The sequence below is a fragment of the Limnohabitans sp. WS1 genome (genome assembly GCF_003063265.1).
GTDB lineage: Bacteria > Pseudomonadota > Gammaproteobacteria > Burkholderiales > Burkholderiaceae_C > Limnohabitans_A.
Genome location: NZ_NERU01000002.1, coordinates 353,621 through 378,103 on the forward strand (window position 1 = coordinate 353,621; position 24,483 = coordinate 378,103).

Genomic DNA, 24,483 nt, shown 5'->3' on the forward strand with positions numbered 1-24,483 from the left:
CGGGGACGAAATCTTCAAACACGGGCACCACCCGTCATGGTGTGGGTGCAGGTGTGGGTGGTGGTGTTGATGCAGCTGCCGCCCACGCTGGGGCCCAGCATGGCCTCGACATGGTCCAAGGCCTGCGCGTTGCTGCGGGCTGGCACCAGCAGCACACGGCGCGTGCCCGTGGGGTCGGTGTGCTTGACGCGCCACACGGGCGGTGTGGGCAGGCGGTACACGTTGGACAGGGACATAAAAAACACCAGTGCAAAAAATTTGGGCAAAAAAAACCCCCTGGCCTGATGAAAGGCCACTTGATCGGGGGGGTGGGAAAGACTTACAGCCGGGCTAATCAGCCGGACTGGGGAGGGGGGTCGTCAAACAAATCGGGATACCAGGGGCGGCCACTCAGGCCACAGCTGGCCACATCCAGGCCCGCCACGTCGGCATGGGGGGCCATGCGCATCTGGTCGGTCAGGCGCTGGCGTGTGATGGTGGGGCTCAGGGGCAATAAAACACGGGGGTTGGGCTGGGCGCTGGGCGACAAGGTAAAGCCCACCGTGACGGTGATGGTGAATGTGTGCCCGCAAGCGAGATTGGTGCACTGGGCGTAACCGGTGCGGGCCGTGTCGGTGGCTTTGTGTGAGCTGGTCACGCGGGACCAGCATTCGCAGTGTGGGCATTGGATCTTCATGAGGGGCCTACCAGTGCTCAGCGTTTTGCAGACCCGCACTCACCCCGGCCTTGGCGGGCGCACTCGCAGTGCATGCCCACCTCGCCCATCACGGCCACGGCGTCCAGGTAGCGGGTGGACACCAGCACAAACCCGACTGAGCCGACCAAGGCGTCGATCTTGTCGATCGTGATGCCACCTTCACCGCCCAAAAAACGGCTCACTTGCGACTTGTCCCAGCCGACGGCGTCGGTGACTTGCTGACGGCCGGGGCCGGTGAGTGCAGCGCGCAAAGACTGCTCGATGCGGCCGCTGTGGTTGTGGTTGGCGTTGCTCATGGCGCTGCTCAACGCGATGCACAAAAAGTTGTGTGCGGTTGTGCAGTGCCTGTACCAGACTGCACCAGCACTTGAGCCAACAGCATGTTGGCCATGGCGTTCAGGCTGCGGTTTTCAGCAGTGGCGCGGGCCTGCAGCGAGTCAAACACGCTCACAGGCAAGCGCAGCTGGATGGGGTGCTTGGGTGGTGTATTGATTTTTGGCATGGAAGGTAAAATGAATTGAAACGAATCAAAGTAAAACGGAATGATGCAATTATGCACAAGAAATTGTGTGCCAACAACTCGTTGACCAAAAAATATGTGTATTTCTGACCGCTTTCGGGCGGAACGTGAACGCCTTGGGTTTAGTCAGCGGCAGCTGTCTGAGCTCTTGGGGGCATCACTCAATACCGTCAACAACTGGGAAAGGGGCGTGTCCGCCTGCAGCGCCGAAGCGGTTAGCCGCTTTGGTGACCATGGGGCTGACGTGCTGTACATCCTCACGGGCCAACACATGCCCAGACCCACACTGAGTGCCGAAGAGGCCTCGCTGCTGGACAACTACAACAACTCGACCGAACAAGGGAAAGCAGCTGCCAGGGCGGTACTAGAAGCGGTTTCGGTCCAGAAACAAAAAGCGGCCTGAGTAGAAGGCCGCACAGGGAGGCTGTGACCCGCCAAAGATGCGAGCGCAGTCAATAAAACAAAACTGAAAAGGGAGTGAATATGTCTATCGTTGCTTGCAGAGTTTGCAAAAAAGAAGTTTCCAAAACTGCCCCAACGTGTCCGCACTGTGGCGAGTCCAAGCCTGGGGAGCAAAAAGCCACGGTCAAAGACGGGCTCGTCGGGCTTGCCATGGTCATCGCTGCCGTGGTGGGCCTGAGCCAGTGCATGGGCGGCGACGACAAAGCCGCCAAAGTGGACCAGCCTCCCAAGCTGGACGACGCGGCCTGCGCCAAAGACCTGCAGTGCTTTGGCGAAAAAGCCCTGATCCACAACACCGCGCAGTGCAAGCAGGCGGTTGAAAAGCTGGCCAAACATGATGTCAAGTGGACCGACACACTGCTTGACTCCAAATTTAGCCGCTACAGGTGGCGCAACCAGGACAAGCGGATTGCCACCTTGATCGGTGACAAGGCGCAATTTCAAAACGGCTTTGGGGCCTACACCAAGATCATTTACGAGTGTGATGTGCAGCAAACAGGGGACAAGTGGGCTGTGCTGGGGGCGCGGGTTAAAGAGGGCAGCTTGGCTGATTGAATGAAAACGGGTTAATCATGAGAAAAACAAAAGCCTCTATTTTGGCCGTAGCCTTGCTTTTGGCCTGCGGTGCCGCCATGGCCAAAGGGCGACAGCCATGCTCTGGATCAAAAGGCGGTGTGTCGCATTGCGACGGTGAGACATTCATGTGCAACGATGGCTCTGCCAGCCGCTCGACCAGGTCATGCAGTGCGAGTGGTGCGGGTGGCACCACCGCCAAGGGTGGGCGCAGCAAATCTTCGGCTGGCCAACACAAGACTTCTACCAGGCGACGTGCCAAGCCGTGAGCCTGGGTGTGAAAATTTTTCAAGACGAAAGCAGTCAATGACCACAGAGTTCCCACTCCTCGGAGAACATGCCTATGTTGCGTACATCCAAAAACTGGACAGCATGGGTGCCAATTCGACCACGCACATTGCTGAAGTCCGCTATCCCGTGCAGGCGGCACCCGTTTTGAGTGTTGTGAAGTTTTTAGACCCCAATTGTTTGGCAGCATCCAATGAGGCCATCGCATGGCTTTTTTTGCGAGCAGCCGGGTTTGTTGCACCAAGGCATGCTGCCATCCTGGCGCTGTCTGCAAAAAAAGCACGTGATGTGGTTGGCAAGAAGGCGTTTGATGAAAGCCTTGTTACACAAGATTGTGTGATCGCCTGGGCGTCGCAGAAGCTGGACTTTAAAAGTATCCGGGCTTATTTCGCCGGGACACGAGCTGACGCCGAATGGATTGGCCTTTTGCGTACATTACATGGGGCACAGATTGCAGCATTCGATGAAGTGTTTTTGAACGCCGATCGCAATACAGGGAATGTCCTCTATTCAGGTCGTGACAGTTGCATTCCAATCGACCATGAACAAATCTTTGATCATCAGGACTGGATTGGTGGAAATATCATGGCATCAACCCGTGACAGCGATAGCTTGCGGGTGATCAAAAGGGCTTATGACGGTGGGGCGTTAAGCTTGGGCGCTTACAACGACATTAAGAACAAAATGGTACACCACGCACAACAGCACGAATCTGCATTGGCTGCGTGCAAAGATCAAATATCGAAATTAATTGCTAAGGTTTTCAAAGATGGGTCGGCAACATTTGAGGAGCGTATCCTGAGTTTCGCCGCCGAGAGAACAGCAGAGCATTGGATGGAAACGAGATTGGGGGTAGTGTGATTTCACTTGACCACTTTAAAGCGCAAGACACAACAACCCAGATCGGGTTTGAAGGGCAGTGGCACGCCATTCACTTTCAGCCTGACTTGTCGGTACCTCAGACATTTGTGATTGGGGCCGCCCTATCGTCAAAAAGCAAGCTGGTGGCTCATCGGGTTGCTGAGGAAGCACCACGGTTGAAATGTTTTTACCAAAACAGATTTTCTAAAGATGTCTGGTCTTTTTTGAGAACTGAATTAGTGGCTGAGTTGAACGATCGGCTAGGCAAATCGCCATCTGGCTTTGCCAGTGCAAGCCCTCAACTTGTTTTGAGCCCTGGTCATTACGTCAGTGGATCAAGCAGGGACTCCGTCCTTTCCAGGACGTTTGCACGCATCGTTACGGTGGTTGCAGGCGACAGGAAACCTCGCCACACAGGACTGCCACAACAGGAGTTGCGGCTCGCAGTTGGCAACTATTTGAAGCTGAAATTGAGCGCTCGTTTTGAGACCATCAGTCAGCCAGAAGATGGACTTCAGATCCGAGATGGTGATGCTGTCCATACGTTCGATATTGGCTTCGATGACACCGATGTTGCCGCGAGCGTTGTCTCTGCATCTTATTCAACACTCGATAAGGCACAGAACAACATCTATCGTGCAACAAGCGATTTGACAACGTATGGCGCTATAAAAAAGCGCGATCAGCTCGGGTTGGCTGTGCTTCTTCCAACGACTGATGATTTCCCTATGGAAACGGTGAGCACTTGGAATAAATGGTGGGAAAACGAGTCTTACAAGTTGAAGGAGTCAAAGCTGTTTTTGATTGCTGAGTCGCGTCGAGCTGAGGATCTTGCAGACCAAGTTTCTGATTGGTACAGCTTGAGTGCTTGAAATTTAACCTCCCTGCATGGCCCCACCAGCCATGCCCTCCAGCCCGCACCGGCCCAGCCCGTGCGGGTTTTTTTTTTCCTCGTTGTTGTCGGCGTCTTCCACCGGCGCTGTCCCAAACTCCTCGGGCGTCTCGCTCAGGTCCCCTGCCAAGGCGTTCAGCTCACACTCAATCTTGGTGGTAAATCCCTGGTCGTTGATGTCATGCACCACGCGCATCACCAGCCAGCCCGAGTCGTCAATGCCTGCTTTAAATCCGCTCACGCGCACCGGTGTTTGTGGGGCCAGTGCGGGTTGGCCAAGCGCCAGGGTCAGGCTCAGTTTGGCCCCGCCACGGGTGATGCGCTGCATTTCGGCTTGGGCTGCAGCGCGGGCGTCGGCCTCGGCCGTGTAGGTGTCTTTGAGTACCTTAACTTTGTCCAGCCCCTTGTCCACTTTGCCCACCACCACAGCTTTGCGGGTGGCTTTTTTGCCGTCGGTCCAGTAGGCGCGCACGGCGGTGTAGCTGTCGCGCTCGGCGGTTTGGTAGTGGTGCTGGTCACCCAGCTGGCGTGTCAGTCGCAGGGTGGGCAGGGCTTGGCCGCTGGCCGTCTTGGCACCGCCTATGGGCGTCATGACCAGGTGGCCTTTTTTGACTGAGCACACCGCGTCGGCTTTTTTGGCCAGCCGGGTCAAAAAGTGCAGGTCGCTTTCGTTGGTTTGGTCGATGTGCTCGATGACCCGTGCTGCCAAGGCGGCATCGATCTTGGCCACCAGTTTGTGGCGCTGCGCAATGGTCTGGGCAATTTGTCCCAGTGTGGTCTTGTGCCAGCTCTTTTCTGCGCGCTGCTTGATGGGGCCTGCAAAGGGCACCGCCCGGGCACGCACGGCAATGGTGTCGGGCGCGCCCTGGTGCTCGACTTCGTCGATGACAAAGCTGCCTTTGTCCACCAAGCCCTCGCCCTCCCAGCCCAGCTGCAGGGTGATGGTGCCGCCCTTGGGCGGCAGGGCCATCAAGCCGTCGGCATCGTCCAGTGTCAGGCTCAGTTCGTCGCTTTCGTTGCCCCGGCTTTCGGTCAGGCTCAGGCTCATGAGGCGGGCATCGATGCGCTTGGTGATGTCTTTGCCGTCGATGCTGATTCGGTAGTCGGGCGACACGGCCCGGTAGGTGTTGGGCGTGCTCATTCCCACCACCATCCAGCCCATTCGTCATCCCCGTTGTCGGGGTTGATGGGGGTTGGCCCGCCCGTGGGGTCGGCCAAAAGGTTGTCTGTGCGCTTGAGGGCCAGCGTGAATTCAATGCGCCGGGGCACGCCATCACCGCTCAGCACACTGCCTGTTTGCTGCAGGCTCTCGATGACCCAGGCGCCTTCGTACACGCGCCCGGCCCCGTTGACCAGGGCATAGGCTTTGCCGCTGTTGCCCATTTTTCGCAGGGTGTCAAAGCTCGCTGGGTCGCCCATGAATTCGGGGGCCAGCAGGCCTTTGAGGTTGATTGAGTCATCGCCCGGCCCCACAAACTGCAGCGCGGGCGATGCGCCCACGCGGCTGTTGCTGGGGTGGCGCCAGGTGCTGTTGCGGTCCAGCTCTTCAAAGGCCAGGGTGTTGAGCGAAAAAACAAATTGGCCCAGGGCCATCAAATAGGGTTGGCTCATGGGGGTACCTTAGTCGATGTCTTGCATGGCGCTGCGCACACGGCTTTTGCCTGCGCGTTCGCGCCGGTCCAGTTCGGCTGCCACGGCTTTGGCAATGGCTTGGGCGTCCATGCCGGGTGCCGCGTTGATGGTGATTTGGATGGGGCCTGAGCTGGCTGCACCACCACCACCACCACCACCACCGGCGCGGCTTTGCCCTTGGGCAGGCTCACGCGGGGTGACCAAGGGCGATGGTGCGGTGTTGATCAGCGGGGGCGTGCGGGTGTCGGTGGGCAGGTCTTGCGCCATGGTCGGCAGGTCTTGCGCCATGGCGGGCATGCCCAGCCCGGCGGTGCCCAGTGTCAGGCTCACGGCCAGGCCGGCCAGTTGCTTGCGCATGGCGTCGCCCTGCAGGGCTGGCCAAGCCATGGGGGGCATTTGTGGCGCAGCGTGCACGGGGGGCACGGCTTGCGCGACAAAAGATGCGGGGCTTGGCCAAGTGGGCGCGGGCAGGTTTGCCGCTGTGCTGGCTTGGCCCATGACCTGCACCGCCGGTGGCACGGCAGGGGGCAGGCCCAAGCCGGGCAACTGGGGCGCGGTAGGGCTTGGCCAAGTGGGGGCAGGCAGGGCCAGTGCCGCCCCGGCTTGGGTCAGCTTGTCGGCCATGTCGCGGGTGCGTGCCAGTGGGTCAGCCTCGCCTTTGGCCAGGCCCACAGTCAACCCGCCCATGACGTGGCCACCGATTTCGGCAAACACCCGGCTGGGGCTTTTGATGCCCAGGGCGTTGCGGGCGGCGTCGGCAATGCTGGTGCCCAGGTTGGCAAACCAAGCCTTGGTGGCCTCCCACTTTTGGGCCAGGCCGCCCATCAAGCCGTCCATGATTTGGCCGCCAATGGTGGCAAAGCGTGCGCCCAAGCCGGTCATAAAGGTGGTGATCGAATCCCAGTGCTTGATGATCAGGCCGGGCAAAGTCCAGTTTAAAAAGAGCTGCCAAATCGTGTTGGCAGCGCGGGTGACTGAGCCGGTGATCCATACCCAGGCAGTCGATGCCCCTTGCGCGATGCCCGACCACAACCCCGCAAAAAACCCCTTGATGGGACCCCAGTATGTGTAGATAAGGAAGGCGGCGGCGGCAATGGCGGTGACCACCAAGCCGATGGGGTTGGCCATGAAAATGCGGCACACCCACATGAATGCGGAGGCCAAGGCCATGAATGCCGTTTTGGCCACGGCGATCAGGGGGGCGGCTTTGGCCATCATCAAGCCCATGCCCGCCCACGCTGCCCACAGCGGCCCCACGGTGATCAGCACCGTGCCCATGGTCGCCAAAAGGCCAGCCAGTGCAAAGGCCCCAGTCATGACGGCCGACACAAAGCGGGGGTTGTTTTGGGCAAACGCTTGCAACTTTTCAATAAAACCGGCCGTGCGGTTGAAGACGCCCACCAATGCAGGCTTGAGGGTCTCGCCCAGCGCCGAAGCCAAGTTGAACACCCTGTTTTGCGCCATTTGCAGCTGTGCGCTCAAAGCCGATTTGCGCGCTTCGGCTTCGCGGTCCATGCTGCCCTTGGCATCGTCCGAGTTGGCCAGCTTGCGTTGCCGTGCCAGTTCTTCGGTGCCGTTGATCAGCTTGGCCAAGGTGTCGGCGTGTTCTTGTCCCACCAGGTCGGCCATCACGCCCAACTGCTTTTGCTCGGGCATGGCCTTGATCTTTTCCATCACGCCCAACAGCGTGCCCATGGCGTCGGTGGCCATACCGGCTTCGACGGCGTTGGCATCCACGCCCATGCTGGCCATGGCTTCCTTGAATTTTTTGCTGCCTTTGCTGGCCATGGCAAATTTGGTGATGATGGCGTTGGTGGCCGTGCTGGCGTTTTCGGTGCGCTCGCCCAGCGTGAGCAGCGTGCTGCCCAGGGCGGCGTAGTCGTTGCTGCTCATCTTGGCCAAAGATGCCATGCCTGAGACGCGGTTCATGTAGTCGATGATGTCTGCGCCCTTGCTGATGGCGTTGTCGTCCAGGTAGTTGATGGTGTCGGCCAAGCCGCTGATTTGGTTCAGCGGGATCTTGAAGTTTTTGGCCACCTTGCCCATCGCCTCGGCAATTTGGTCAGGCACCGCGTCAAAGGCCATGGCCATGTGGGCCACTTGCTTGGTAAAGCCTGCCAGTTCATTCGTGGGCACTTCCATGCGGGCGGCGGCGGTCATCATCTGCGCGATCTGCACCGTGGTCAGCGGCAGCTCGGTGCTGAGCTTGCGCACCTCGGCCTCGGCCGTGCGGTAGATGGCGGTGAGCTGGCCAGCGCTGTCGCGCGCGCCCTGCACTTGGCGTGCAATGCCCATCATGGCGTCTTCGTGCGCCATGAAGTCGTTGATCGGGGTTTGCATGCGTTCTTTGATGGCCCCGCCTGCGGCTTGTGCCCCAAAGCCTGCACCGGCCACCATGGCACCTTGCACCACAGCTTTTTGTTGGGCCGCTTTCATCGCTGCCAATTTGCGCTCACGCTCCATGACCTGGTCAAGCTGGGTTTTTTGGGCGGCCAAGGCGGCGGTACCGGCTTTGATTTTTTGGGTCAGGTCGGCTTGGGCAGTGCTCAAGTTGGTCACGCCTGCGCTGCTCAGCGCGGCGCGCATGTCAAGCGCTCGGGCCTTTTGCGCGGCCAACACTTTGTTGGTGGCGTCCAGATCTTGGGTCAGTTTGCGTTGTTGGGCAGCGGTGGTGCCACTGGTGCTGCCCGCTTGCTCTAGCATGACTTGCAGGCCCTTGGCTTTTTGGGCCGTGAGGGTCATTTCGGACTTGAGCTTTTCCAGCGCGGCGATGCTGCGCTGTTGGCCCTCCAGGTCGCGCAAATGCGCTTTGGCATCACGAAACTTTTGGGCCACGTCGGTGGTGTTTTTTTGCAGGCCTTTGAGCACGCCGCTGGCCTTGTCCACCATGGCCAGCACCACCTGCAGTTTGAGTGTGTCAACGGCCATGGGGGGTTTCCTTTTTGCTGTGTGTTATTCGTCTTGCGGTCTGCGGTCCATGGCCCGCTGGTGCCAGGCCATGAGCTCGCCCACGGTCATGGCGCACATGTCGGCCAATGGCCAGTGCCACAGGGTGGCGATGTCGGCCATGGCGTCTTCCACATGCGTGGGCAGGCTCAGTCGGTCGCCTGCGCTGTCATCGCTGCCACTTGGTCGGGCACCAAAAAACCCAGCACCTCCCCGCCCAAGGCAATCAGGTCGGCGGCGCTCAGGGCGCTGGCTTCGGGCTTGGTGATGGGCGGCTCGGTTACGCGGGGCAGCAATGTCACCAGCGCGGTGGTTTGCATTTGCAGCAGCTCAGACAGGCTGAGGCCTCGCAGTTCGCCCGCGCTGGGTTCGCGCAGCTGCAGGTGGGTGATGGTGTGCTCGCCACGCACGATGGGACGGTGCAGTTTGGTGCCGGGGGGGGTGATCAGGTCAGCAGTTTGGGTGTCTTTGGCCATGGTGTGCAAACTCAAAAAAAGGGGGTTGGGAAAACCGGCTGCAGCGACATGGCTGCAGCCGGTTTTTTGGGGTGGATCAAACCAGGTCAAACCGGGTCAAACCGGGTTTAAACAGGTCAAAGCCGGTCAAAGACCAATGGCCGCCCGTGTGGCCGCTTGCAGGTCTTTGCCGTTCACGATCTCGACCATGTTCACAAAGTCCAGCTCCATGATGACCTTGCCGTCCACCGTGAGCTTGTAGTAAGTCAGCGCCGTCTTGATCTTGATCTCGGTCTTGTCGCCGCCTTTGGCTTTGCCGGTGTCGATTTCTTCGTGTCGGCCACGGGCCACCACTTCGAGGGCTGAGACTTTTTCGTCGTCGTCGCTTTGCACCGCGCCCATAAAGCGCAGCAGCGCGGCGTTGTGCTTGGATGCGCCCCAGTTGTCGAACAGGTTGGGCGACCAGCCGGACACGGTCCATTCCATCTCCAATTCTTTGGGGCCAAAGTCGAGTTTGACGGGGCCGACCATGCCGCCTGCGCGGTGCTCGTCCATCTTGCGCATGAGTTTTGGCAGGTTGACTTCGTCAATCTCGCCCTGGTAGCCACGGCCTTCAACGAACAGGTTGAAGTTTTTGAGTTTGCGGGGGAGTCCCATGATGTGATCCTTTGAGGGGTGGGGGTGAGTGGGTCACCCCGCCCGGCAAGCCGGGCAGGGTGGTGTGGTGCTTACTGGCCTACCGCCACGCGCAGCGCAAAGTCTGCAAAGTAGCGGTCGGTGATGCGTTGCTGAAGCACCATGTTTTCCAAAGGCGGGATGGGCGTGTAGTCGTAGTCCAGCGTCAACTTGCCCGCCTTCAGCGTGGCGGTTTCGTTCACGCTTTCGTCGTACCAGCACTTGCCGTCGAGGATGTAGCCGCCTGCTTTGAGCTCGCGAAACTTGGCGTTGATGCCTTCAATGATGTCGCGCACCAGCGTGGGGTGCAGCGGTTTGTCCACCGCCCAAAAGTGCCCTTCGGCCATGGTGTCGGCCAACACTTGGGCGGTGCGCACGGCGCTCTCAAACGCAAACAGCGGGTCGGCGCTGCAGGTGCGACTGCCCCAAAAGCGGTAGCCCTGCTTTTCAATCAGCGTGGTGACTTGGCTGCCGTTGAGTAGGCCCGCGTCGGTCTCGGGGTTTTGCAGGTCCCAATACACATCCTTCGTCAAGCCCACCACACCAGCCACGGGAACGTTGCTCAGCGTCTTGTGCCAGCCTTGGGTTTGGTCAATGCCAGCGCGCAAGCCCAGGGCGTAGGCCACGGCAGGCACGGCGGTGGTGGTTTGGGTGTTGACGTCGTAGCCCTTGAAGTCGGGCCAGATGATCATGAGTTCACGCGCTCCAAATTTGTCGCGGTAAGCCAGGGCGCTGCTCACGTCGTTGCAGCCCCAGGCGCTGGCGTAGGCAAAGGCGCGCAGCTTGGGCGCAATGGCGGCCAGCGCGGCGGTCACCTCGGGCGTGTCCAGGCCGGGCACACCCAAAATGCGGGGCTTGACTTTGAGCTGCACCTGTGCGGCCAGCAAGGCTTGCATGCCGGTGTATTGGCCGTTGGTCACGGTGCCAATGACTTTGGCGTTTTGGTCGGCCAGCTTGTCTTCGGGCTTGGCCCCCACGCCGTCGGCCACGCGCACCACCACCACAATGGGTTTGGACTGCTCGCTGATGCCTTGCAGCGTGGTGCGCAGCGTGCCTTTGGTGCCCGCTTTGTCGATGGCTTTGTCGATCTTGGTGACCAGCACGGGGCGGTCGAGGGGGAACATGTTGGCGTCGGCGTCAGAGCCGGTGCACACGATGCCGATGATGGCGGTGGACACGACCTGGATAGACCGGATGCCGTCGCTGATTTCGGCGACTCGAACGCCGTGGTGGTAGTTGGCTGTGGATCCCATGTTGGAAGCTCCTTAAATGATGGGGGTGGGGTGATCAGGGGGTGGTGGTGACTTCGGGGCGAACGATCTCGGGCCGCACGATCTCAGGGCGCACGATGAGTGGTGCAGGCTGGGGCACGATGACCGGGGCGGGCTGCGTGACCACGGTGGGGGTGTGGGTCAAGTCATAGATGGACTCGCCAGCAATGCGGCCGCTGTTGCCGCTGGCTGCGCCACTGTTGGCCCCAATGCTGTAAGAGCCGGACCCCAGCACGCCGGTGCCGCTGAGCACCATGTTGGGCGCAGGCGCCTGGATCTGCCCCGCGATGTGGGTGATGGCCCCAAACGTGGCGGCGCTGGTGGCAGCTTGGTCGCGGCTTTGGCCCAAACCCAAGGCCGTGGCGTTATCGCTTTGCCGCATGCCTAATTTGACGTTGCTGCTGATCATGTAGGCCTGCGTGAGCCCTGGCACCAGCACGCTGGCCCACTGCAGCGCCGTGCTGCCGGGTGCGGTGGGTGCGGCCACGGTGCTGGGGGCTTGGCGTGCGCCATCACCCAAGCCTGCCAGCGACATCACGGCGGCCACACGGGCCACGCTGTCACCGCTTTCGGCAATGCGGGCCAGTGCGGTGTAGCGCGCTTGGTCGGCGGTGCTTTTTGCTTGGGCCATGGCCATTTGGGCTTGGGCGTAGTGCTGATAGTCTTGCGTGGCGCAGCCGCTCAGGGCCAAGCTGGCGGCGGCCAAGCCGGTCATGGCCAGGCGCGAAAAAATGCGGCGGTGGGTCTGCATGGCGTTGTCTCCTGTGGGGTCAGTGGGTGGGTTGGTAAGTGATTCGGGGCGTGCCCAGGTGCTGGGTCAAAGCACTTGGCCAGCCGCACGGGCCGGGGGGCACCCAGCCTGACCGCTTGTAGGCAGCGGTGACCAAGGCGCTGCAAATCACGCCGCCTTGGCCCTCGGTCACCTCGGTCTCGTGCGGCTCGGGCATGGGGTCATCAAACAGCCGGGCGGCCAAGCGCACCAAGCCCCAGCGGGCCAAACGCCGGATGTCTTTGAAGTCGTAATCGGCCAGGCCGTCAAGCATGTGCACCGCGTGCGCGCTGGCGGCATGGCCATCCACCCGCTCAGGGGCTGAGTAAATGTCGAGCTGGCTGTGTTGGTAGTGGCGCAAGGGCGTGTAGCGGCCACCGCCGGGGTTTTCTTCGACCACAAACACCCGCTCGATGCCGTCTATCAACACCCGGCGCACCAAGCCCACATGGCCATGAGGCCCCATGGCCCCCATGCGCAGTGCAGCGCCATAAACGCCACGGGCATGCACGGCCACGGTGTCGCCGTTTTGCACGGCGTCACGCAGGGCGTCATAGGTCATGTAGTGTTGGGGGGTCATGGTGGCATGGCCTTATGACTGCCCGAACTGACGCTCGGTATCGGTGATGGGGGCCAACTGCACCCGGTCTTTCCAGTCCGCATCCAGCACCTTCAGGCTGGCCAGCATGCCCAGGCCTGTGGCCAGGCCAGCGCCGTCCAGGTCAATGGTGCGGCTGCTCAAAAGGTCAGCACGCAGCGTGGCCACTTGGGCTTGCAGCTGCTGGGTCTTGGCGTCAGCGGCGGGGTTGACGGTGCCTGCAAGCAAGATGGCGGCACGCTCAGCGAAAGTGAATCGCAGGTACAGCGCACCGGCCGCAATGAGACGGCTGGGGGGCACGGGCACGGGCTCGGGTGGTGGTGCGGGTGGTGTCCAGTCCGGGTCGCGCTTGACCGTCTTTTTCTTGGCGTCGTACAGGTAGCCGTCCAACTCGGACAGACCGAAAGTGTTTTCCACGAAGGTGATGGTGGGGTTGGCCAGCTGGTGCGCTTCGAAGTCGCTGTCGTAGATGCCTTGGATCAAAACGACTTTGCCGTCTACCACGCCGATGTAAATTTTTTGCATGGCGGGCTCCTCAGAATTCTTCGATGACGCAAAAGCGGGCGGATGCCGATGTCATCACGATCGTTGCGCCAGCCGGAAGGTATGAAATGCGGTTGACGAAACCACGGGTATAAAGTTCAGAATATGTAACGCCACCATAACCAGCGCCAGTACTTTTAATGCCGAAAAAGTTCCCTGCCAAAGCATCTGCTGTGCTTGCAACAGGTGCGGCAGTCTGGTCCGTGCCAGAAAATTGCCCAGTTGGCATTGAAGTCGAACCGATCCCAAAAGCACCTCTCGTAACTACAGCGCTGTAAGAATTGACCGATGCGTTGATTGAATACCGCTCCAAAATCACCTTCGCCACCCGCCCTGCCGGTACCGTGTAAACCGTGGTGGCCGTAGCACCAATGGTTACGTCAAAAACTTTGACCTGCTTTGCCATAAAAATTCCTTTTCAAAAAATCAAAACGCGCTGAAGGCTTCGCCGCCACCGCCCGAATTCCAAGCGGCTTTTTCAGCGTCGCTCACAACCAAATTTGCAGACCAAGCACCCCAAGCGGTATCGAACATTTGCCGCATCACGATCTGTCCGTCATTGCCCGCAAAGCCGTAGGCAATTTGGGTCTTCCAGCGGTTGTTGTGCACCATCTGCTGCACCAGCCACCAGCCCGTGGCATTGGGTGCGCCAGTGGCGGCTGATGCCATCAAAAAGGCGTTGGCGTCGGGCGTGACGTTGAAGTCGGTCACGCTCACGCACGGCCCGGCATGGCCCCACAAGCCCACGGCCATCTTGTTGCTCCAGGCCTGCTTTTCAGCGTCGCTCACCAAGCGGTTGTTGGTGTCTTGCTTGATGATCGATGGGGGGTGCTCAGCTGGGTGCGCATAAGCGTTGGCACTGGCTTCAATGCCCGCCAACTTTTGCCGCTCAAGGTCGGTCATGAAGCGGTTGCCAGCGTCTTGCTTGATGATCGATGGGGGGTGCTCAGCCGGGTGCGAATAGGCGTTGGCCTGGGCTGCAATGCCGTCCAGCTTGGCTTTGTCGGCGGCGGCCATGAAGCCAGCGGCGGCAGCGGTGGCGGCGGCGTGGCCGTGGGTGCCCAAGGTGTTTTGCGCGGTGGCCATGGCCGTTTGCAATGCCTTGATGGCCGCGTCGGCCAGGGTCAGGGCTTGTGCCAGGCGCAGCACGTCTTCACCCAGCAAGTTGCTGGGGTGGGGCAAGGGCATTTGCAGGTGGGGGGTTTTGTCATCGACCATGTGTCGTGTCCTTGGGGGTTACAGGATCACCACGCGCAGGTTGTGCACGGTGGGGCGTTGGGTGTGGGTGCCGCTCAGGCTCAGGCGCACGCGCAGGCGGTCGGCGTCGATGCTGGCCAGCTCGTAAGTCAGCTCCAGCACGCCCACTTGGTGGGGGCTTTGGCTGGTGTAGGGCACGCTGACCCAGGCGCCTGCAGTGCCTTGGCCGTTGCCAGTGTTGGTGCCGGTCACGGCTTGCACTTGCACGCTGCAGCCGCTGCCGTCGGGCAGGTTGGCTTCCAAAATGATGCGCACTTTGCAGCTGCCCCCGGCGGTGATCAGGGGGGTGATGTAGTCGCCGCTGGTTTGCAAGCTGCCTGCCACAAGCTGCACGCTGGGCTCTAGCACAGCGCCCAGGCTGGCACTGCCGCGCAGGCGGGCTTGCACATTGACTTTGCCGCTGTAGCGCTGGGGCAGGCGCAGCACTTGGCCGGCGGCGGCGGTGTAGCGGGTCTTGTCGTCCAGCGTCAGCACAAAGTCGCCGGTGGCGGTGGCGGTGGGTTGGTGCACATGGGCGCTGATCATCAAGTCGCTGGCGTCCACCACGGGCACGGTGCCCAGGTCAATCAGGTGCTCGGGGTTTTTGTAGTTCACGCCCAAAAGGCCAAAGGTCAGGTCGGCCCCTTGGTGGGGCGTCCAGGTAGCCGCGTTGCTGCTGCTGAGCAGCACGCCCACGGTGTAGGGCTGGCTGGTCACCCAGCGGCCGGTGCTTTTGTCCCACTTGCCCAGTTCGGCAATGCTGGCAGCGGTGATCGCGTCGTCGCACAGCAGCACCAGGGCGTATTCGGTGTTGGCGTCCAACAGCACGGGCGGCCATGTCACGCGGGTGGCTTGGCCAGCGGGGGCCATGTCCACGGTCAGCACGCGGGTCTCAGACAAGATGCGGGGGCTGGGGTAGCCGTGGTCGGTCTCGCGCAGCTGAACCAGCACGTTGGCACCTTTGGCACCATTGCGTTCGGCAAACCACACGTCCACCCCGGCCACTTGGGTGGCCACCGACAGCGTCAGGGTTTGGGCCAGGGGGTCAACGCGCTGGTACCAAACTTTGGTCACTTGCTGCGCTTCGCGTGCCACGGCGGTGCCCTGGCCCACAAACAGGGCACTGGCGCTGCTGCCCCCACTGCCCGCAATGGCCACGGTCTTGGTGCCTGCAGGCACGCGGGGGGGGATTTTGAATTTGGCTTGCAGCCGCCCGTTGGCGTCGGCCACGGCGGGGGTTTTGCCGTCAAGCAGTGTGGGCGTGAGGGTGATGTCGTCAAAGCTCAGCCGGGTGACGGCTTCGCCCGGGCCAAAGGCGCAGTCAATTTGCACGTCAATTTCGCGCAAAAAGGCCAGCGCGGTGGCGGTTTCTTTCAGCGTCATAGTGCTTGTGCTGCGGCTCGTTTCGCGGGCGCTGTTGCCAGATCCTTCAAAAAAGCTTTGCGACAGCGGGCTGGCCCATTGGGTGGTCACTTCGCTCCAGCGGTCCACGGCGGGGCTCAGCGTCATGTCCACGGGTAGCTTGTCAAAAGTGCTGTAGGGGTTGATCAACATGCTGCCGGTGTTGGACCACTGCCCCAACACGGTGACATGGGTGTGCGGAATGTATTGCCGCTGTGTCAACGCGCCCACTTGCGTCACGGTCACAGCCACGGGCAGTTGCAGCGCGCCGTGCATGACGGCGGCGGTTTGGGGCTGGCCCGCATCGCGCATGTCATTGTTCAAGAACGGGTCGGCAAACAGGCCTTTTTTAATGCCGGTGTGGCGGCCTGCCATGTCCAGTGCCAGGCGCATTTCGGCTTGGTCCACACGCAGGGTGTCCAAGCGGTTGGCGTAGTCGCTCAGGGTCTGCATGTCCACCATGCGCACGCCGTCGGGCACCAGGCGGCGGTCGGCGTCCCAGCTTTGGTACACGGTGGCCAGGCTCAGTGATCCTTGGGGCACGCGGGGGGGCTGGGGTGACCATTCGGCGCTCACGCCTGCAATCCAGTCAAAGCGGCCGTCGGCACTCATAACCAATCGGTCCCACCGGCGCAGGGCGGCGGTGTAGCTCAGCAAAATCTGTGTGCCTTCCAGCGCGCCGCTCAGGGTGCAGCTGCGGCTGCTCACGTTGCTCAGCGTGGCGGTGATGATGTGCTGGTAGGTCACCACATAGGTGCTGCCCGGTGCGGGTTCGGCCCCGCCGGGTGACCAGTCCACCCGCCCGGCGGTGAGCTTGAAGTCAGCCGTGGGCGCAAAGGTGGTGGCACCTTGGGTGATTTTTTCAATCTTGATGACGCTGCCGTCGGGCAGGGGGTCGGCCGTGCCCTCAAAGCTGCCGTGGGTCACAGTCTTTTCGCTGCGCACGGTGATGCGTGCGGTGGGCGTGCCCAGCATGGGCCAGCGGTCAAAGTTGATGACTTGCGCGGCCACACCGGTGCTGGTGTGCGGCTCGCTGTCCACAGTCAGCAAATCGGGCTTGGCTTTGTAGACCATGCGGCGGCTCGATGGCATTTCGAGCGATCGGCCTGCAATGCGCACCGCACCTTCACCAATGGTGTAGACCTGGTCGCCGTCGGGTGTGTCGGGGCTTTGCACCACGTGCATGCCGCGCACGATGTAATGGCCGCCCACGCTGTCTTGGTCGTAGCGCTCAATGGCTCGGCTAATGGAGTCGATGAACGGCGGCGCTTCGCGGGGGCGCAGCTGCCCGTCTTCGATGACAAACAACGGGTAAAAATTGCCTTCTTGTTTGTTGGACTGGCCCCACACCACACGCACGCGCTCACGGTCGGCACCGGGCATGGCGTAGCCGTGCATGCCCAAAGCGGGGTTGAGCAAAGCGGGGTCTTCGTCGGCGGTGATGCGCTCGGTGGTGAGCCACACCCCAATGGTCACCAGCCCGGTGACAGAGATCTGCAGGTCAGCCGCTGGCACATGGCGCACGGCCCCGGCAATGTAGACCTGACCGGCTTGGCAGGCAGCGGTACCGGTGCTGGCGTTGACGGTGCAGCTGGCCCCGGCCACCAGGTCGCCTTCTTTGAAAATGCGGTCGGCCACGGCACGCAGGCGCTGCCCGATGATGGACTGCATTTCGTTCAATTCGGCCGACTGCAAGATGCGGTCGGGCCGGAACAGCAGCCGGTCATACCCCTTGGCGGGGTCGTGCGGGTTGTAGGTCTCGTCAATCATGGGGCAAGGGTCTGGCGTGAAATTAGAAGGGCAGCACGTACTCAAACACCTGGCGCACGGTGTTCACGCGGGGGAAGGCCTTGACGTATTCGACGGCGTACAGGTCGCCCGGGGTCAGCAAATCACCCGGGGCGTAATAGGTTTGGGTGGCGGGCACGGTGGTCTTGAGCGTGGTGCCTGCCAAGATGCCCAGCTCTCGAATGCTTTTGCCCACGGCATCGCCAAAGTCAAAAACAAATTTGAGATAGACCAAATCGGTGGGGGTCGCGCTCAGGTTGTATTTGCCCGAGGACAGTTCGACGGTGCCAGTGGCGGATGCAACGGCATACGACACGGTTTGTGCTTTGCGTCGGCCCAGCTCGGCCAACAAAGCGGTGGCGGTGGTGGGCTCAACGGGGGGCGTGGCGTCCCATGCGGCAGAGCCTTCGCCCCAGGCCAAAAAGATGGGCAGGCTTGCAAATTCTTTGGCCAACAAGATTCGGCCGGCGCGTTGTAAAGATGACATGGTGGGGTGCCTTTCGGTGAGGTGGGTGTGTTTTGCTGAAGGGGTGGATCTGCGTGTTCAGGGCGCTCAGGCCGTCAAGGTGCTGGCCCGGCGGTCCAGTGGCAGGCCCCATCGTTCGGTGTTTGACCAGGTCTTGCTGGACCAGCCCAGCGGGGTAAAGCGCTCGGGCCAAAGCGTTTGGCGGGTGTGGGCGTGGTCGCTGCTGCCCAGCGTGCGCACCCAGCTGGCGCACACGCTGCCCCATTGCGCCCAGGCGCTGGATGTTGTGACCGCCATGGGGGCTGCAGGTGTAGCGCTGCTTTGCAGGGCTTGTGTTGTGGCCGCTTGCAAGGCGTCTGCGCGGGGTGTCAGGGCGCTGGTGTCGCCCAGGCTTTGCTGGGTGGCGGGGCTGGCCGTGGTGCTGGTGCTCAGTGGCAGGGCGCTGGTGCTTTGCGCTTGGCTTGTGGGCAGGGGGGCCACGGCGGCAGTGTTGGCGGTACCGCTTTGCAGGGTCAGTGTGCTGTTGGGCTCAAGGGCGTCGCCCGTGCGCAGCGCGGTGCTGGTGTCACCCAGGCTTTGCTGGGTGACGGGGCTGGCCGTGGTGCTGGTGCCCAGCGGCAGGGCGCTGGTGCTTTGGGCCATGCCGGTGGGCAAGGGGGGCACGGCGGCGGCGGTGCCATCGCCGCTTTGCAGGGCTTGTGTGCTGTTGGGCTCAAGGGCATCGCCCGTGCGCAGTGCCGTGGTGGTATCGCCTTGGCTTTGCTGGGTGGCGGTGCTGGCGGTGGTGCTGGTGCCCAGCGGCAGGGCGCTGGTGCTTTGCGCTTGGCTTGTGGGCAAGGGGGGCACGGCGGCGGCGGTGCCATCGCCGCTTTGCAGGGCCAGTGTGCTGTTGGGCTCAAGGGCATCGCCCGTGCGCAGCGCGGTGGTGGTGTCGCCTTGGCTTTGTTGGGTGGCGGGGCTGGCGGTGGTGCTGGTGCCCAGCGGCAGGGCGATGGTGCTTTGCGCTTCGCCTTGGGCTTGGGTGTCGCGCAGGGCTTGCGTGTCGGCCAGGGCCAGGGTGCTGTCTTGTGTTTCGCTGCGGGCGCTGTCGGCACCGGTCAGCCAGTGGCCCAGCCAGCTTTTGTCGTCGTCCCAGCCGGGCTGGGGGGCTCGCTCGGGCAGGCCTTGGCTGTGCGCGTTGCAGGTGCTTTGGGCCAGGGCGGGCAGCTCGCGCAGCAAGGTGGTGCTGTACAGGGCTTGCGCTTCAGAGGGCGTGGCCGTCAGGGTGGCCATGGGGGTTTGGTTGCCGTGCAGCTGCAGGCCGTTGCCGTCCATGCCCGGTGCCCAGGTGCTCAGGCCCCAGCCACCGCCGGTGGCCCAACGCAGGGTGCCTGCAGCGCGGTGGGGCAGGCGGTCTGATCGCCAGGCGGCGTGCGTCCAGTCCACAGCGCCTTCGGGTTGCTTGGGCAGCAGGCGGCGGTGCCAGCTGACAAAGCTGACTTTCAGCGCGCCGGTGCTGGTGTTCACCCAGGCGCCGCTGTCGGTGTCCAGCATGGCTTGGTCCAGCGGCTGTCCACCGTCCAGGCGCAGGGCGCGCAGGTCCCAGCCGTGGTACACGCGGTAAAAGTGCACATGCAGCGGGATGCTGTGGCGCACCAAACGGGCCACCACTTCCAGCTCTTCGGCGCTGGCCACGCGGCCCAGGTCAATGTGCAGGTAGGGGCCTTCTTCTTCGAGCACCACGTTGGTGGTGTAGCCCAGCCAGCCCAGCACGCGGCGCACAGCGGCGGCGCTGCCGCGCTCCCGCAGCCAGGGCACACCGGCTTCAAGCAGGGCGTCAATGTCTGCAAATTGGTCGGCAAAGGGGCTCAGGCCCCATTCAGCGGCAAGCCATGGTTTGTGGCTGGGGTGGTTGCCGGTGTGGGCGCTGTCGGCTTGCACTTGGCTCAGCAGGCTGTCCCACTGGGGGCATTGCTCATCAATCAGCTTTTCCAGCGCTGAGCTGCCCGATGGCAGCAAGCTGGTGCGGGTGGGGCGGCGGTCCATGACGGGGGCGGTCATGCTTGCACGCCTTTGTCAATCAAGCGCACCACGCCCGGTACCGGAAATTCGTTCGATGCCAGGGGTGTGCTTTCGGCCGGTTCGGTGTCGCCCACAAAGCGCACAGCGGCCACGCCGTCGGTGTGCAGTTGGGCGGTGATCCAGCTGCGGGCCACGTTGCCCCCCAATTTGGCATGTCCGGACAGCGCGGTTTGCAGCCGGGTGGTGAGGCGTTGGGCCAAGTCAAGCGGGGCTGCGGCCGTGCGCCAAATGTGCGCGTGCACGTCAATCGGCCGGGGCTTGGCCAACTGCACACTCACGGACACACCCAAGGGGCGGCCGCGTGGGCTGTTCACTTGCTCAGCCACTGCGGTGCGCAGGGCTTCGGGGTCGGCGGCGTGGGGCTGGGGCCAGATCAAGATCTGCACATAGCCCGGCCGCACTTGCACGGCCACCGCGTCGCGAATGTCCAGGCTGGTGGCCATGGCCATTTCTTCATAGGCTTCTTTGGTGCCGTTGCCTGCCAGGGCACGGATTCGCAGGCCAATGCGCACACGGTAGCGGTCGTCGCCTTCGCCCGTCATGCGGGGGCACCCGTAAAACTGGCCTTTGTGGTCCAGGTCGCTGCCACTGGCGTAGGCCAACAGAAATGAGCGCATGGCGTCATTCAGGCGGGCACGGTACAGCAGCTCTCGGTAAGCAAAGGCTTGCAGCAGCTTGGTCAGCGGCTCGCTTTCAAGCGTGAGCACGCCTTGCAGTTCGGGGGCACGGGCCAGCAGGTCGGCGCGCACGGCGGTGTAAATGTGCTCAAAGTCCAGAGGCTCCAGCACCAGGGGTGCGGGCAAGGTGGTGGGCAGGGTTGTGCCCAAGGCGGTGGGCTCGGTCATGCCAGGGCTCCGGTCATGGGCACGCTCAGGTCGAGTGCACCACCGTCAGCCACCGTGAGGGTGCCGCGCACTTGCAACACGCATTGCCCGGGCGCTTCGCCGTGCAACAGGCTCATGGCCGATACGTGCACCCGTGGCTCCCACTTGGCCAGCGCACTGGCAGCGGCCGAATACACGCGCAGGCGGGTCAGTTCGTTGTTGGGGTGGTCCAGCAGCTCGGGCACCAAGCTGCCATAGTCCCGGCGCATCACGCGACTGCCCAGGGGCGTGGTCAAGATGTCGGCCATGCTTTGTGCAATGTGGGCACGCAGGCCCAGGCGTTGTCCGGTGTGGCGGTTCATTGGGGTTTCCCGCTCTTACCCAGGCCTGCCGTCACTTTGTCATGCACATGGGTTTTGCCGCTGATGCCGTCGGCAAAGCTGTCTGGCGTGGCGCGCAGGCCTTCGGCACTGAGCACGGCACGGCCACCACCGGCTTCGAGCACGATGCGGTCGGTGCTCATGCTGATGCGGGTGTTGCCCACTTTCAAATCAACGGCTTCGCCCACATCGATCGTGAGCTTTTTGGTGATCTTGAGGGTGGCGCTGCCATGCCCGTCGTGCTCAAAATATTCTTTGTCGGACAGGTCCACACGCAGGGCTTCGAGCTTGTCGCTGCCGGGTGCAAAGGCGTCGCTGTACAGGCCCAGCAGCACCAGGCCTTGGGTCATTTCGCCGCCGGGTGACAACACCACGCATTGCTCGCCCACACGCGGTGCCCACCAGGTGCGGGCACGCTTGCCACCGGCACGGGTGCTGATCCAGGGCAGCCACTGGGTGAGCAATTCGCCGGACTTGACGCGGCACGCGGCCGTGGGTTTGGCACGCACTTCGGCCACGGTGCCCACACGCAGCACGTTGGCCAACTGGCGCGATAGCTCCAGCGGCGATTGTTCTTGTGTGGTGGGGGTGTCCATGCCCACATGGTGCCCGTGCAAACCCGCATGGGCAAAGGGTTTGCGTCCTATACCAGAGGGTTAGGTTTTGAGGTGTTCAATCAGCAAATCTTCCACCATTTTTCGGTCGTCGTCGGCAATGCCAATGAGGCGGCGCACGGCGTAAATGTGGCGTGGACCATGGGGGGTGACGTGGCCTTCCAGGCCGTATTGGTGGATGCGGGCAATGCGGCTGTCGGTGCGGTTGAAACCGACTTCGGCGTTGCCTCCGGACACGCTTGTTTTGAGGTGGCTGGCTTGGCGCAATTTCGCAAACAGGGGGCCTTGCCTTGGGCCTTGGCTGTTGTGCGCTTGGGCTTTGATGCGCCCGGCGCGCACGGGGCGGCGCTGGGTGTTTTTGCGGGCCTGCCAGGCTTGGCCGTCCGGGTCTTTTTGCGCCGCCATGCGCTTGGCTTGGGCTTGGCGCAGGCCGGTGGCAATTTTGCGGGCCAGTTGCTTTTGTGCGGCCGGGCTCAGGCGGGCCAACAGGGGGGTGACCCAGTTGGCCAGGGCGTCCAGATCGCTCATGTGGGCAGGCTCAAAAGGTCTTGGCCAGGCGCAGGCCGTAGGCGGTGCCAGCGCGCTGGGTTTGCACGCCACGGCGGGTGGTGCTGTCGTCTGTGCTGCGAGTCGTTTGCAGTACGGTGTAGATGCCCATGGGCCAGTCTTTGCGCCAGGCAAAGCTGAGGCTGTCCACTTGCAAGGCTTGGCCGTTGGGCGGTGCCGGGTAGGTGGTGATGTTGGTGTAGCGGCTCAGGCCTGCGGCCATGCTTTGTGTGCTGTCGGGTTTGTAGATCAGCTCCAGCGTCTTGCTTTTGCCGTTCCACGCGAATGGAAATGCAGGGTTGGCCTGATCGCCCACGTATCCCGATAGGCTTGCGCGCAAGTCCAGTCGCTGGGTGATGTTGCCCTGCATTGCCAAATAAAAGCTGTCGTAGCGCATGCGCCGTTGATAGCTGCCTGTGTCGCTGTTTTGGTCTTGGGCAGTGCGCAGCCACCCGGCGCGGGCTTCGATGCCCGTGGCCAGGTGCACAGCGTTGACGCTGGCCCCGTAGGCTTGGTGCTTGACTGTGGGGCCTACGGGTACGAAAGGCCCGAGTTTGTCGTTTTGTCCGTCAATCAGCGGGCGGTAGATGCCCGCCATGCCGTCTATCAAAAACCCGCCTGCGAGTGCTGAGCGGTAGGCCTGCAAACCGAATGCGCCTTCGGCTACCTCGTTCAACCCGGCAAACCGGCAAAAGGCGTCCGGCTCAGACAGCCACGGGCCACCGTCTGCACGGCACCATGTCAGGCGGTAGGGCAGCACGCCCACCCGCACGCCACCATGGCCCATTCGCAAGTCGGCATCAAGCCGGTCAATTCGGCCTTGGTGTTCGGGGTCTGTGCGGCCGCTTGCTGTGAGGGTGAGCGGGCCAAAGTCGGTGTCGGTGCGGTGCTGCAGCTGGCCTCGCACCCAGGGTGTGAGCGGCTGGTAGCGGGGCGATGCGTAGCCGGGCAGGTAGCGCGCAGGCTCACTGGGTGAGCCCCAGTAATCGGCCCCCACGGTCACGGCGGTGGTGGTGTCGGCGCGGGCCACGGCGGTCAAGGTGGTGGCCATGACCACACCCACAGTCGCGATGGCCAACAGGCGCATGGCCCAAAATTTAAAAACAGGGCGCAACATCGCGGCCTCCCACAAAAAACCCCGCGTAGCCCACGGCAGGCGGGTTGACACCCACTTTGTTGAGCATTTGTTCGGGGGTCTGGACCACACGAATACCACGGTCCACCAGGTTATTGGGCGATGCCATGCGCTCAGCGGCCTCGGCACTCAGGCCCAGTTCGGCAAAGGCGGCGCGGCTGTCCGGGTGGCTGGCGGGCAGCATCACCGCCAACAGCCATGTGCTGCCCAGCAAGACGGGTTGGCCGCTGTAGGCCTGTATCAAGTCGGTGCGCTCAATGGCGCGGCGCTTGCCTGCACGTTTGCTTGTGGTGCCCACTGCGGCCCCTGCAGCAGTGGCACCGTCGGGCAAGTCGGCCTGGGCAATGGCCACGCGGGTTTGTTGCGATGTGGTGCACACCCAGTCAATGGCGTGGGCGTGCAGCATCGCTGTGATCAGCGTCAACCCCACGGCAGCGCGTTTCATTGGCGGCCCCGAAGCGACTGGCTGATCGCGCTGACTTGCTGCGACACGGCGCGCATGTCACCCGCCATCACGTCAAATTTGCCGCCCATGTCTTTGATGGCCGCATTGATGCTGCCCACGGCAATTTTGAGTTCACGCACTTCACCGCTGGTGAGTGCTTGTTCAGCTTTGACCTGGTTAATCGACTCGACCGATTTCTCAATCGACTGCACGCGGCCGACCAGTGCTTGCTGTTCTTTGCCCTGGCCGACCAAAAACCAGCCCAGGGCCACGGCCCCGATGATTTGGGGCCAGTATTTGTTGATTCCCTGCACGCTGATCGCGCCGACGGCGGGCTGTGTTTGGGGCATGGCGGCGATGATGGTTTTGAGGTCTTCAGGGCTCAGGCTCATGGGGTACTGCTTT

The 24,483-nt window shown here is 62.2% G+C and carries 30 protein-coding genes; 4 read left to right on the top strand and 26 right to left on the bottom strand.

What is annotated here, in order from left to right; translation table 11 throughout:
- Positions 1-14: 14 nt before the first annotated feature.
- From B9Z48_RS05340 to B9Z48_RS05355, 4 genes are all read right to left on the bottom strand, one after another.
- On the bottom strand, positions 15-236 hold the full coding sequence (locus B9Z48_RS05340) for a hypothetical protein (protein ID WP_146186238.1): 222 nt from the start codon (positions 234-236) through the stop codon (positions 15-17).
- 98 nt (positions 237-334) lie between these two features.
- Positions 335-676: an ogr/Delta-like zinc finger family protein gene (locus B9Z48_RS05345; RefSeq protein ID WP_108377385.1), complete on the bottom strand. Its 342-nt coding sequence runs from the start codon at positions 674-676 to the stop codon at positions 335-337.
- Positions 677-693: 17 nt separating this feature from the next.
- Entirely contained in the window at positions 694-993 is a 300-nt protein-coding gene (locus B9Z48_RS05350) for a DNA-binding protein (protein WP_108377443.1), read from the bottom strand.
- A gap of 8 nt (positions 994-1,001) precedes the next feature.
- On the bottom strand, positions 1,002-1,199 hold the full coding sequence (locus B9Z48_RS05355) for a hypothetical protein (RefSeq protein ID WP_108377386.1): 198 nt from the start codon (positions 1,197-1,199) through the stop codon (positions 1,002-1,004).
- A 94-nt stretch (positions 1,200-1,293) separates the two neighbouring features.
- Here B9Z48_RS05355 and B9Z48_RS05360 point away from each other — a divergent pair, with 94 nt between their 5' ends.
- The 4 genes from B9Z48_RS05360 to B9Z48_RS05380 all read left to right on the top strand — a co-directional run bounded on the left by B9Z48_RS05360 (position 1,294) and on the right by B9Z48_RS05380 (position 4,273).
- Positions 1,294-1,620 carry a DNA-binding transcriptional regulator gene (locus B9Z48_RS05360; RefSeq protein WP_108377387.1) on the top strand — a complete coding sequence of 109 codons (327 nt, stop codon included), beginning with the start codon at positions 1,294-1,296 and terminating at the stop codon, positions 1,618-1,620.
- An 80-nt stretch (positions 1,621-1,700) separates the two neighbouring features.
- Positions 1,701-2,234 (top strand): zinc ribbon domain-containing protein, encoded by a 534-nt coding sequence (locus B9Z48_RS05365; protein ID WP_146186239.1) that lies wholly within the window; start codon positions 1,701-1,703, stop codon positions 2,232-2,234.
- A 324-nt stretch (positions 2,235-2,558) separates the two neighbouring features.
- Positions 2,559-3,401: a hypothetical protein gene (locus tag B9Z48_RS05375; RefSeq protein ID WP_108377390.1), complete on the top strand. Its 843-nt coding sequence runs from the start codon at positions 2,559-2,561 to the stop codon at positions 3,399-3,401.
- Positions 3,398-4,273: a hypothetical protein gene (locus B9Z48_RS05380; protein ID WP_108377391.1), complete on the top strand. Its 876-nt coding sequence runs from the start codon at positions 3,398-3,400 to the stop codon at positions 4,271-4,273. The genes B9Z48_RS05375 and B9Z48_RS05380 overlap by 4 nt, the downstream gene beginning before the upstream one ends.
- Before the next feature lie 3 nt (positions 4,274-4,276).
- Here the strand turns inward: B9Z48_RS05380 and B9Z48_RS05385 are convergent, their stop codons facing one another.
- The 22 genes from B9Z48_RS05385 to B9Z48_RS05490 all read right to left on the bottom strand — a co-directional run bounded on the left by B9Z48_RS05385 (position 4,277) and on the right by B9Z48_RS05490 (position 24,470).
- Positions 4,277-5,434: a contractile injection system protein, VgrG/Pvc8 family gene (locus B9Z48_RS05385; RefSeq protein WP_108377444.1), complete on the bottom strand. Its 1,158-nt coding sequence runs from the start codon at positions 5,432-5,434 to the stop codon at positions 4,277-4,279.
- Entirely contained in the window at positions 5,431-5,904 is a 474-nt protein-coding gene (locus B9Z48_RS05390; RefSeq protein WP_108377392.1) for a phage tail protein, read from the bottom strand. The genes B9Z48_RS05385 and B9Z48_RS05390 overlap by 4 nt, the downstream gene beginning before the upstream one ends.
- Before the next feature lie 9 nt (positions 5,905-5,913).
- On the bottom strand, positions 5,914-8,853 hold the full coding sequence (locus B9Z48_RS05395; RefSeq protein ID WP_108377393.1) for a phage tail tape measure protein: 2,940 nt from the start codon (positions 8,851-8,853) through the stop codon (positions 5,914-5,916).
- A 24-nt stretch (positions 8,854-8,877) separates the two neighbouring features.
- A complete protein-coding gene (locus tag B9Z48_RS05400; protein WP_199233459.1) occupies positions 8,878-8,994 on the bottom strand; it encodes a GpE family phage tail protein in 117 nt (38 codons plus the stop codon).
- Positions 8,995-9,020: 26 nt separating this feature from the next.
- Complete coding sequence (locus B9Z48_RS05405) at positions 9,021-9,347, bottom strand: phage tail assembly protein (protein ID WP_108377445.1); 327 nt, start codon at positions 9,345-9,347, stop codon at positions 9,021-9,023.
- Between the two features lie 126 nt (positions 9,348-9,473).
- The gene (locus B9Z48_RS05410; protein WP_108377395.1) at positions 9,474-9,983 is read right to left on the bottom strand and encodes a phage major tail tube protein; all 510 of its coding nucleotides are present in this window, start codon (positions 9,981-9,983) and stop codon (positions 9,474-9,476) included.
- Positions 9,984-10,054: 71 nt separating this feature from the next.
- Positions 10,055-11,254 (bottom strand): phage tail sheath protein, encoded by a 1,200-nt coding sequence (locus B9Z48_RS05415; protein WP_108377396.1) that lies wholly within the window; start codon positions 11,252-11,254, stop codon positions 10,055-10,057.
- 34 nt (positions 11,255-11,288) lie between these two features.
- Positions 11,289-12,023, bottom strand: coding sequence for a hypothetical protein (locus B9Z48_RS05420; RefSeq protein ID WP_108377397.1), 735 nt, complete (start codon positions 12,021-12,023; stop codon positions 11,289-11,291).
- A gap of 19 nt (positions 12,024-12,042) precedes the next feature.
- Positions 12,043-12,621 (bottom strand): hypothetical protein, encoded by a 579-nt coding sequence (locus tag B9Z48_RS05425; protein WP_108377398.1) that lies wholly within the window; start codon positions 12,619-12,621, stop codon positions 12,043-12,045.
- 12 nt (positions 12,622-12,633) lie between these two features.
- Positions 12,634-13,164, bottom strand: a complete 531-nt coding sequence (locus tag B9Z48_RS05430) for a hypothetical protein (RefSeq protein ID WP_108377399.1) — start codon at positions 13,162-13,164, stop codon at positions 12,634-12,636.
- Between the two features lie 10 nt (positions 13,165-13,174).
- Complete coding sequence (locus tag B9Z48_RS05435; protein ID WP_108377400.1) at positions 13,175-13,588, bottom strand: hypothetical protein; 414 nt, start codon at positions 13,586-13,588, stop codon at positions 13,175-13,177.
- 20 nt (positions 13,589-13,608) lie between these two features.
- Positions 13,609-14,400: a pyocin knob domain-containing protein gene (locus B9Z48_RS05440; protein WP_108377401.1), complete on the bottom strand. Its 792-nt coding sequence runs from the start codon at positions 14,398-14,400 to the stop codon at positions 13,609-13,611.
- Between the two features lie 18 nt (positions 14,401-14,418).
- Complete coding sequence (locus B9Z48_RS05445) at positions 14,419-17,589, bottom strand: DUF4815 domain-containing protein (protein WP_108377402.1); 3,171 nt, start codon at positions 17,587-17,589, stop codon at positions 14,419-14,421.
- A 22-nt stretch (positions 17,590-17,611) separates the two neighbouring features.
- A complete protein-coding gene (locus B9Z48_RS05450; RefSeq protein ID WP_146186240.1) occupies positions 17,612-18,094 on the bottom strand; it encodes a hypothetical protein in 483 nt (160 codons plus the stop codon).
- A 66-nt stretch (positions 18,095-18,160) separates the two neighbouring features.
- On the bottom strand, positions 18,161-20,113 hold the full coding sequence (locus B9Z48_RS05455) for a phage tail protein (protein ID WP_108377404.1): 1,953 nt from the start codon (positions 20,111-20,113) through the stop codon (positions 18,161-18,163).
- Positions 20,110-20,979, bottom strand: coding sequence for a baseplate J/gp47 family protein (locus tag B9Z48_RS05460; RefSeq protein WP_108377405.1), 870 nt, complete (start codon positions 20,977-20,979; stop codon positions 20,110-20,112). Before B9Z48_RS05460 ends, B9Z48_RS05455 begins: the two co-directional genes overlap by 4 nt.
- Positions 20,976-21,320 carry a GPW/gp25 family protein gene (locus B9Z48_RS05465; protein ID WP_108377406.1) on the bottom strand — a complete coding sequence of 115 codons (345 nt, stop codon included), beginning with the start codon at positions 21,318-21,320 and terminating at the stop codon, positions 20,976-20,978. Before B9Z48_RS05465 ends, B9Z48_RS05460 begins: the two co-directional genes overlap by 4 nt.
- On the bottom strand, positions 21,317-21,934 hold the full coding sequence (locus tag B9Z48_RS05470; protein WP_108377407.1) for a phage baseplate assembly protein V: 618 nt from the start codon (positions 21,932-21,934) through the stop codon (positions 21,317-21,319). Before B9Z48_RS05470 ends, B9Z48_RS05465 begins: the two co-directional genes overlap by 4 nt.
- Positions 21,935-21,994: 60 nt before the next feature.
- Positions 21,995-22,480 (bottom strand): phage virion morphogenesis protein, encoded by a 486-nt coding sequence (locus tag B9Z48_RS05475; RefSeq protein WP_108377408.1) that lies wholly within the window; start codon positions 22,478-22,480, stop codon positions 21,995-21,997.
- 10 nt (positions 22,481-22,490) lie between these two features.
- Positions 22,491-23,615 (bottom strand): hypothetical protein, encoded by a 1,125-nt coding sequence (locus tag B9Z48_RS05480; protein WP_108377409.1) that lies wholly within the window; start codon positions 23,613-23,615, stop codon positions 22,491-22,493.
- A complete protein-coding gene (locus tag B9Z48_RS05485; RefSeq protein ID WP_108377410.1) occupies positions 23,596-24,078 on the bottom strand; it encodes a hypothetical protein in 483 nt (160 codons plus the stop codon). Before B9Z48_RS05485 ends, B9Z48_RS05480 begins: the two co-directional genes overlap by 20 nt.
- Positions 24,075-24,470 carry a hypothetical protein gene (locus B9Z48_RS05490; RefSeq protein WP_108377411.1) on the bottom strand — a complete coding sequence of 132 codons (396 nt, stop codon included), beginning with the start codon at positions 24,468-24,470 and terminating at the stop codon, positions 24,075-24,077. The genes B9Z48_RS05485 and B9Z48_RS05490 overlap by 4 nt, the downstream gene beginning before the upstream one ends.
- Between the last annotated feature and the right edge of the window lie 13 nt (positions 24,471-24,483).

Coding starts and splice junctions, on each gene's coding strand:
- B9Z48_RS05340 (WP_146186238.1), bottom strand. CDS start 236: ATGTCCCTGTCCAACGTGTACCGCCTGCCCACACCGCCCGTGTGGCGC.
- B9Z48_RS05345 (WP_108377385.1), bottom strand. CDS start 676: ATGAAGATCCAATGCCCACACTGCGAATGCTGGTCCCGCGTGACCAGC.
- B9Z48_RS05350 (WP_108377443.1), bottom strand. CDS start 993: ATGAGCAACGCCAACCACAACCACAGCGGCCGCATCGAGCAGTCTTTG.
- B9Z48_RS05355 (WP_108377386.1), bottom strand. CDS start 1,199: ATGCCAAAAATCAATACACCACCCAAGCACCCCATCCAGCTGCGCTTG.
- B9Z48_RS05360 (WP_108377387.1), top strand. CDS start 1,294: ATGTGTATTTCTGACCGCTTTCGGGCGGAACGTGAACGCCTTGGGTTT.
- B9Z48_RS05365 (WP_146186239.1), top strand. CDS start 1,701: ATGTCTATCGTTGCTTGCAGAGTTTGCAAAAAAGAAGTTTCCAAAACT.
- B9Z48_RS05375 (WP_108377390.1), top strand. CDS start 2,559: ATGACCACAGAGTTCCCACTCCTCGGAGAACATGCCTATGTTGCGTAC.
- B9Z48_RS05385 (WP_108377444.1), bottom strand. CDS start 5,434: ATGAGCACGCCCAACACCTACCGGGCCGTGTCGCCCGACTACCGAATC.
- B9Z48_RS05390 (WP_108377392.1), bottom strand. CDS start 5,904: ATGAGCCAACCCTATTTGATGGCCCTGGGCCAATTTGTTTTTTCGCTC.
- B9Z48_RS05395 (WP_108377393.1), bottom strand. CDS start 8,853: ATGGCCGTTGACACACTCAAACTGCAGGTGGTGCTGGCCATGGTGGAC.
- B9Z48_RS05400 (WP_199233459.1), bottom strand. CDS start 8,994: ATGGCCGACATCGCCACCCTGTGGCACTGGCCATTGGCCGACATGTGC.
- B9Z48_RS05405 (WP_108377445.1), bottom strand. CDS start 9,347: ATGGCCAAAGACACCCAAACTGCTGACCTGATCACCCCCCCCGGCACC.
- B9Z48_RS05410 (WP_108377395.1), bottom strand. CDS start 9,983: ATGGGACTCCCCCGCAAACTCAAAAACTTCAACCTGTTCGTTGAAGGC.
- B9Z48_RS05415 (WP_108377396.1), bottom strand. CDS start 11,254: ATGGGATCCACAGCCAACTACCACCACGGCGTTCGAGTCGCCGAAATC.
- B9Z48_RS05420 (WP_108377397.1), bottom strand. CDS start 12,023: ATGCAGACCCACCGCCGCATTTTTTCGCGCCTGGCCATGACCGGCTTG.
- B9Z48_RS05425 (WP_108377398.1), bottom strand. CDS start 12,621: ATGACCCCCCAACACTACATGACCTATGACGCCCTGCGTGACGCCGTG.
- B9Z48_RS05430 (WP_108377399.1), bottom strand. CDS start 13,164: ATGCAAAAAATTTACATCGGCGTGGTAGACGGCAAAGTCGTTTTGATC.
- B9Z48_RS05435 (WP_108377400.1), bottom strand. CDS start 13,588: ATGGCAAAGCAGGTCAAAGTTTTTGACGTAACCATTGGTGCTACGGCC.
- B9Z48_RS05440 (WP_108377401.1), bottom strand. CDS start 14,400: ATGGTCGATGACAAAACCCCCCACCTGCAAATGCCCTTGCCCCACCCC.
- B9Z48_RS05445 (WP_108377402.1), bottom strand. CDS start 17,589: ATGATTGACGAGACCTACAACCCGCACGACCCCGCCAAGGGGTATGAC.
- B9Z48_RS05450 (WP_146186240.1), bottom strand. CDS start 18,094: ATGTCATCTTTACAACGCGCCGGCCGAATCTTGTTGGCCAAAGAATTT.
- B9Z48_RS05455 (WP_108377404.1), bottom strand. CDS start 20,113: ATGACCGCCCCCGTCATGGACCGCCGCCCCACCCGCACCAGCTTGCTG.
- B9Z48_RS05460 (WP_108377405.1), bottom strand. CDS start 20,979: ATGACCGAGCCCACCGCCTTGGGCACAACCCTGCCCACCACCTTGCCC.
- B9Z48_RS05465 (WP_108377406.1), bottom strand. CDS start 21,320: ATGAACCGCCACACCGGACAACGCCTGGGCCTGCGTGCCCACATTGCA.
- B9Z48_RS05470 (WP_108377407.1), bottom strand. CDS start 21,934: ATGGACACCCCCACCACACAAGAACAATCGCCGCTGGAGCTATCGCGC.
- B9Z48_RS05475 (WP_108377408.1), bottom strand. CDS start 22,480: ATGAGCGATCTGGACGCCCTGGCCAACTGGGTCACCCCCCTGTTGGCC.
- B9Z48_RS05480 (WP_108377409.1), bottom strand. CDS start 23,615: ATGTTGCGCCCTGTTTTTAAATTTTGGGCCATGCGCCTGTTGGCCATC.
- B9Z48_RS05485 (WP_108377410.1), bottom strand. CDS start 24,078: ATGAAACGCGCTGCCGTGGGGTTGACGCTGATCACAGCGATGCTGCAC.
- B9Z48_RS05490 (WP_108377411.1), bottom strand. CDS start 24,470: ATGAGCCTGAGCCCTGAAGACCTCAAAACCATCATCGCCGCCATGCCC.